This window comes from Xenorhabdus entomophaga (genome assembly GCF_037996725.1).
GTDB lineage: Bacteria > Pseudomonadota > Gammaproteobacteria > Enterobacterales > Enterobacteriaceae > Xenorhabdus > Xenorhabdus khoisanae.
This window is the reverse complement of sequence record NZ_JBBMXH010000160.1, coordinates 1-5937: the sequence shown is the minus strand read 5'-3', so window position 1 is coordinate 5937 and position 5937 is coordinate 1. Positions and strand designations below refer to the sequence as shown.

The window sequence follows — 5937 nt, the reverse complement described above, 5'->3', positions numbered from 1 at the left end:
CTTGCTGTGACATAGCCTTTTGTTCCTTTATTTCTCTATTTTTGACGACTTAAAGTTATAAAGGAGCGGCTATGTCATTTCAACTCATCATAAAAGTCGAGCATCGCGTTAGATTACTTATGAAATATAGTATTCACGCTCAATGAACGTCCCTACCACTTTGTCATGGATTGTCTCCGATTTGGAATAACCTATCGTTTTGCGGTTCAGCCTTTTTATCCGGATGCGCAGAGTGAGATTAGTTCTCTCAATACGTTGGGTAAAATTCTTGCCCGTGAGGTGTTTTTCCTCCGGAAGGCAATCGTAGACAACATAATCATCCATAAAGTAGAACTGAATGTTGAAAGAAGCCAGAAATGCCAGCAGTTTTTTTAGCGTTTTCCTGCTGCGGTCACCAAACACATGTGCCACTATTCGCTTCATGTTCGGTTCCCAGACATACCAAAGCCAGCGCTGATTTTTCTTGTTATCGACAAAGGACCACTGTTCGTCTATTTCACAGGCAATCTGAATACCACTGCCTGCACAAGCGGCAGTGTGGTTACATTTCTTGGCGTGAACGTTCTAATGTGTGGATGACGGTATTAATGCCGACGTTCAGAACGCGAGCGGTATCCTTGACACCGACGTTATTTATTGCCATATCCACAATCTGCTCTTTCATGCCGGGTTTGCAGGCTTGATAGGTAGAGTTCAGTTGGAAGGTTTTACGACAGGAATAGCAGTGATAACAGGGATGACCCGTACATCCTTTTCCATGCCTTTTAACTTCTTCTGTTTTATGACAATAACGACAAATCACATCAACTTTAGCCATATCTCACCCAGCATAAAAAATAGGGAGTTTATCACAAGATCTAACTATTGGGTTCATGACCCCGCGGGGCGCCTTACGAGTATGTTCTCTGACCAATCGCTCATAATTGGCCTAATTGACCCAGATCTATGGCTCTCATTTCATCGTTTGGCGGTAGTAATCTACTGTCTGGGGGGCTGAGCCTTAGACAATCAATAATGAGCAGTTCAATGCCACAATGTATAATAGAAAAGTCACCGAGTGTGCCTATGAGATGAATATACGCCTCTAATCAATTACCGACACTACAGTTTTATTTTCCCTCACGCTAATGCTTCTCCGTATACCGTGTCCAACTCATCGAACTGCTGCACGCTTTCCAAACGAGTTAGGGTAGTGAGTTTCATTGAGTTTTTAATTGGTCGATGAGGTACACGAGTAACCCTATCTTTCAACATTAATGGCTTACCTAACTCGAACAAATAATAAGGCTCGTTAGAAACAGATACCTTGCCCGCTTGCTCTCCCGTGATAGCATGTCTTGGTACCTGTACCACTTTTTTCACTGGCCAGAGTTTATCGATTTGCTTGCTACCAGAGTTTTTTTCAGACGTTACAGCCAACGCTAAGTAGCGAATTTCACTGACGACATGCAACTTGTATTTGGTTAAAAAAGTCTTCTGCGGCAGATGATACCAATTGGCAGTGCCGTTCTCAAAAGCAGAAATATATGCAGGATCACGCCCCTTTTGGCCTGCCAGCGCAACCGTCATCGTCAAATCTGGATACAGTACTTGCTTCATGCCGTAGTAAGGAATACGAGCAGCTTCTTGCACGTAAAGTTGCTCTTCCAATGCGTTGATGTTGTAGGGTGCTTCTTGGGTTTGATTCTCCCCCACTTGCTTGCGCAAAAAGTCTAATAACCAAAAGTTGCCATTGTTACTTGAATGGCAACTTGAGCTACCTTCTTCTATCGCGCTAGGTAGCAACGCAAAAGCCCCGATACCTATTTCGGTAATGGCATTGCGGTAAGGGTTTTCAGTGTCTTCTTGATCAAAATAGCCAGGGTACAACGCAAAAGCACCAAACACAGGGCGGCTTTTATGTTGGCTTAATGATTGGCTATCTTGCGTGATACGGATCAACGCATCGCGATAACGGTGCATTTGGTTGATCGCATCATCGGGGACACCATCCTCTATTCGATAAGGAAGCTTATTTTGGTCTTCTGAAGCACTCGTTTCCCATTGTTCAAGCTCTTTACTCGTTGGGTTACCTAAATATGAGTTATTGTGGTCTGTCTTGATTGGATTTAAACGGTATTTTGCATCAAATAACCAAATGACCTTCTTGTCATTCGGAAAGACAATTTCTAAAACAATATCGGGTTTATGAGTCAGCAAAAAAGTGCGAATCTCAGTAGTAGTTCGTGCAAATGCTCTTTCATGATACAGGTTCACGCGAATACCATCGTTTCGATTAAACTCAAAAGCCCCTTTGTCGGCATTTATGAGTTTGTGGCCCCAATAGGGATCCTCATTGAGTTTTGCCTTGCGATTTTTTTGTAGCTTAAAGCCCAACTCCTCCTCAAAGATGGTCTTAAACTGAAGAAAGCACCAAACCTCGTAGATTTCCGCTACCGACTTCATTGACACACTGGACTGATTGGCAAACACATCCAAGTAAAACTTTAATTCTTGCCAAACTCTGTAAACGGCGCTGTAACCCGTTTTTTGCTGCAAGACTAGGGATTCACGACTAAGCCCTGCATAACAGCCCACATCCTTGAGGAAACTCTGTCCGAGGATTTTCTGCAACGGCTGCTGCCAGTTGTGCAGTTCGTCCAAGAATGCATCAGATAAGCGCTGCTTATCTGGCGCTTGGTTGCTTTGTCTGAGTTTATTTTCAAATCCAGCCAGACGCTTTTTACAAGTAGAAACTACCATTTTGATAAAGCAGTTTTCCGGAGTGTCTACACTCCGTTGCTTCTTCTCAACTCGATAGCGTTTGTCATAATGGCCATTGGCAAAATCCTCTTTCACCTTTGTACCGAGCTGGTGTGGCAACCGGCCTTTCAAACGCTCCGCCTTGGTATAAGACACATGCGGCTGCAAACGGCTATGCGGAGCCTGAGTGATCACTTTGAGCCCTTGTTCAAAGCGTTTTCGTAGATGACCAAAATTGGCTAACCACAGCAGTGGGAAATGCCCACGCTGTTGACTTCTAGCGGTATCCTGCTCGGTTTTCTCTACCAAACTAAAACGCCAAAGTGGAAATTCTTCGTCAATGGACTGATACATGGCAGGTAAATCCCGATGTAAATCCATTTTGGTCGGGAGCACTTCAAAAGAAACGTGGCTTTTAATGGTTTGCCCTGTTATCACATACTCAAGTGGCAGGCGCATCCAACCAACATTATTACCTGTATTAATGGTGCCTGTTAAACGAGCAAGTATTGAGCGGTGCGCTTTGACAAAGCGAAATCCCTCATTGACTAAGCGGCTTCTGTGCGTCAACCGAGCCTCTTCAACAGGTTCAAAAAACACCCACTCAAACTGGTACTGCACATTTTCAAAAAAGAGCGATTCATCCAGTACAAGTTCTGCTGTCAGTTCAGTCAGTGCAGCATGTCCCTCCTTTGTGCTAACTTCGGTAATGGATACCTCGGTTATCAATAAAGGAGGGGAGAAACGGATAATGGGCAGTCTATTTTGCTCGTCAATCGCTTGCTTCTGCTCAGCTTGCGTCTGTTTTGATGCACGCTTTAACAGAGTTGCCTGATAAACCTGCTGACGTTTGGCAATGTCGTTACACCAAATCGAAAATTCAAACTGAGCGGTTTGCACACGGAGTAATTCTGGCATTCCCGAGCCTCCTTCATGAGTATGGCGTTAAGGCCAGAAACTGGTGAAACCAGAATTTTCTAAGCGCTTTTGCATCCAGTCGAGCTTTTCTTTGCTGCGACAGGCAATGCGTATCACCTGATCACCACCCTCTTTATATTCTCGGTACAGATCAGGACGTGCAGTTGGGGAATCACCTAGCTCATTCCAGAACTCAGCAAACTCCGTGGCTAATAGCTGTTCTAATTGTTTAAGTAGTGATTGGTCTGTGCTATTGATCACCAGCTTATCGCAATCACCTTCAATACGCGGCAATACCTTACACATTAAAAAGTCATCCCAGGCTGCTTTTAATTCAATATCGTCTTGCGGATTTTGGCTGACCACCGCCAACAGTAACTCGTTCAGCGCTCGATAGGCCAACTTAAATGGCGTGTTATCCAACACCTGGTTCACAGCCTTTAAAAAACCAATACTTTTTTTGCCATTACTGTCTATGGCAGGCAAATCCTCAAGCTGGGCGTGGGACCAAATCGGGTAACTCAGGGTTTTATTTTGAGTATTCGGGGTAAAGAAGTGATCAAAATCGTTAGGGAAGAATTCACCAAAATCAAAACTCAGTGCACGGTCGATCACCTTGCGGGAGAAGCCATGAGTGGTTTCATCCATATTCACCGTTCCAGCAACGATGAGATTAAACGGAATTGCTATACCGTGATGTAAGAAGTATTGCCAAATATTACGCTCTAAATCATTGGATAAGTCTAAATCTAAATCTGCTGCAAGCTGCTCAATTGAGTTTTCTTTCCCACTCTTGGCCTCACTTTCAATAGCCTGAAATATCTCGCCTTTGATCAGAGGATCACACTCATAAACATAATCGAGTCCAGTCTCCTGTAGTTTTTTAGGATCATTCCAACTTCGAGTTTCAAGGATAGAAAGATAATCCGAAAAGTACTGCTCTACTGGAGCTAAATTCATTTCATCAAGACACAACCAATATGGCCGGATGTATTCCAATGATCTTCCATGCCAGTCGTACGGCACCCCTGTAGTATCAAATGTAATCAACTCGATAATTTCTTTCCAAGCTCTAACGATAAACCGCAATATATCGGTCGCAATATAACGTGGCTGAGAACCCAAACGAGAAACATAACCCAACAAATCGCTCGGTTCATGCCAATCTGGGCGAACTGAAATTAAACAGTAAGTATCATTAAGGTTACCTGTTGCTTGGGCTTGCTCTCGAACAAAGCGGGTTTTGCCCGTACCAGAAATACCGGCTAGAAGGAGGAAGGGTTTTGGGAGAGACATTGAAGCTACCTGTGGCATTTTTTTCATCTCCTTGGGCGAAGGATATGGCTTTGCTTCACCTAGCTCTTTCTTAATATCAATAAATTCAATTTGTTTGTAATATACTAATAGTTCTAACAGATCTTGCTTCAGAATCAGGTCATCTGGAATATTATTTGCCTCATAATATTTCGCAGATATGTTGGGCTTTTCGTATGACTTACCAAGCACAGTGTTCGCATTTAAGTCAATTTCTTGAATTCCCCATTTCTCCAATTCAGGAAGTTGTTCGAGTAAGACTCTTTTAATCTTTTGGGATCTTTCTTCCGCACCTTTTTTTTTAAAATATCTTGTCGGAATTGTTATTCCTTGGTTTAAAGATAGATAACAACCTGAACCGTCTGCTTTAAATAAATACACAGGATAAATTCCATCCTGTGTCGTTGTTGTGATTTTCGGGCTGAGAATTGAAAGCCAAGGAACATTAGCCCAATTGCCGGCACCAACGCTGGCTTTTACCTCAAAAGACGGATCAAAATCTTTAACTAATCCCTCTATTTCCTCTTTAAAATCTTGTCTGAACAGATTCGCTGTCGGATGACCTGTAAACTGTTCTTGGGTAGCTTGAACCCACCCACTTATGAATTTTTCTATTTTTTCTTTCAGGCTCATCCTAATCCCTTAAACCAAGACTAAAAATTTGCTGTACTCGAGGCTAACAAATTTACTTCTATTGCCGTCGCTATATCGAATTCTACGATTCCAGCCAAGATTGTGCTTTTCAATGCCCGAGACACATTATACACAAGCAATGCTCTGGTAGTATTGAGCCAAGTGAGCTTGTACTATTTCGACACCAAGCTATACATGCAAAATACACTAGCGGTTTAGCTATAGCAGAATCATACTAATATGTCATAATATCCAAATCCAACATGACAAGGCATAAAGTGAAATGGGTTACAGTTTAGATTTTCGAAAAAGAGTCCTGGCATACAAAGA

The 5937-nt window shown here is 42.8% G+C and carries 2 protein-coding genes and 1 pseudogene; all 3 read right to left on the bottom strand.

The window, feature by feature from the left end:
- Window positions 1-117: 117 nt before the first annotated feature.
- Window positions 118-817: pseudogene (locus AAC854_RS20865) on the bottom strand (IS1 family transposase).
- Window positions 818-1119: 302 nt separating this feature from the next.
- Window positions 1120-3660 carry a DUF2357 domain-containing protein gene (locus AAC854_RS20860; protein WP_340618780.1) on the bottom strand — a complete coding sequence of 847 codons (2541 nt, stop codon included), beginning with the start codon at window positions 3658-3660 and terminating at the stop codon, window positions 1120-1122.
- A 27-nt stretch (window positions 3661-3687) separates the two neighbouring features.
- Complete coding sequence (locus tag AAC854_RS20855; protein ID WP_340618779.1) at window positions 3688-5607, bottom strand: MrcB family domain-containing protein; 1920 nt, start codon at window positions 5605-5607, stop codon at window positions 3688-3690.
- Window positions 5608-5937 lie beyond the last annotated feature (330 nt).

What these genes read in the sequence shown, in the direction of transcription:
- AAC854_RS20860 (WP_340618780.1), bottom strand. Translation starts at nt 3,660, where the DNA reads ATGCCAGAATTACTCCGTGTGCAAACCGCTCAGTTTGAATTTTCGATT.
- AAC854_RS20855 (WP_340618779.1), bottom strand. Translation starts at nt 5,607, where the DNA reads ATGAGCCTGAAAGAAAAAATAGAAAAATTCATAAGTGGGTGGGTTCAA.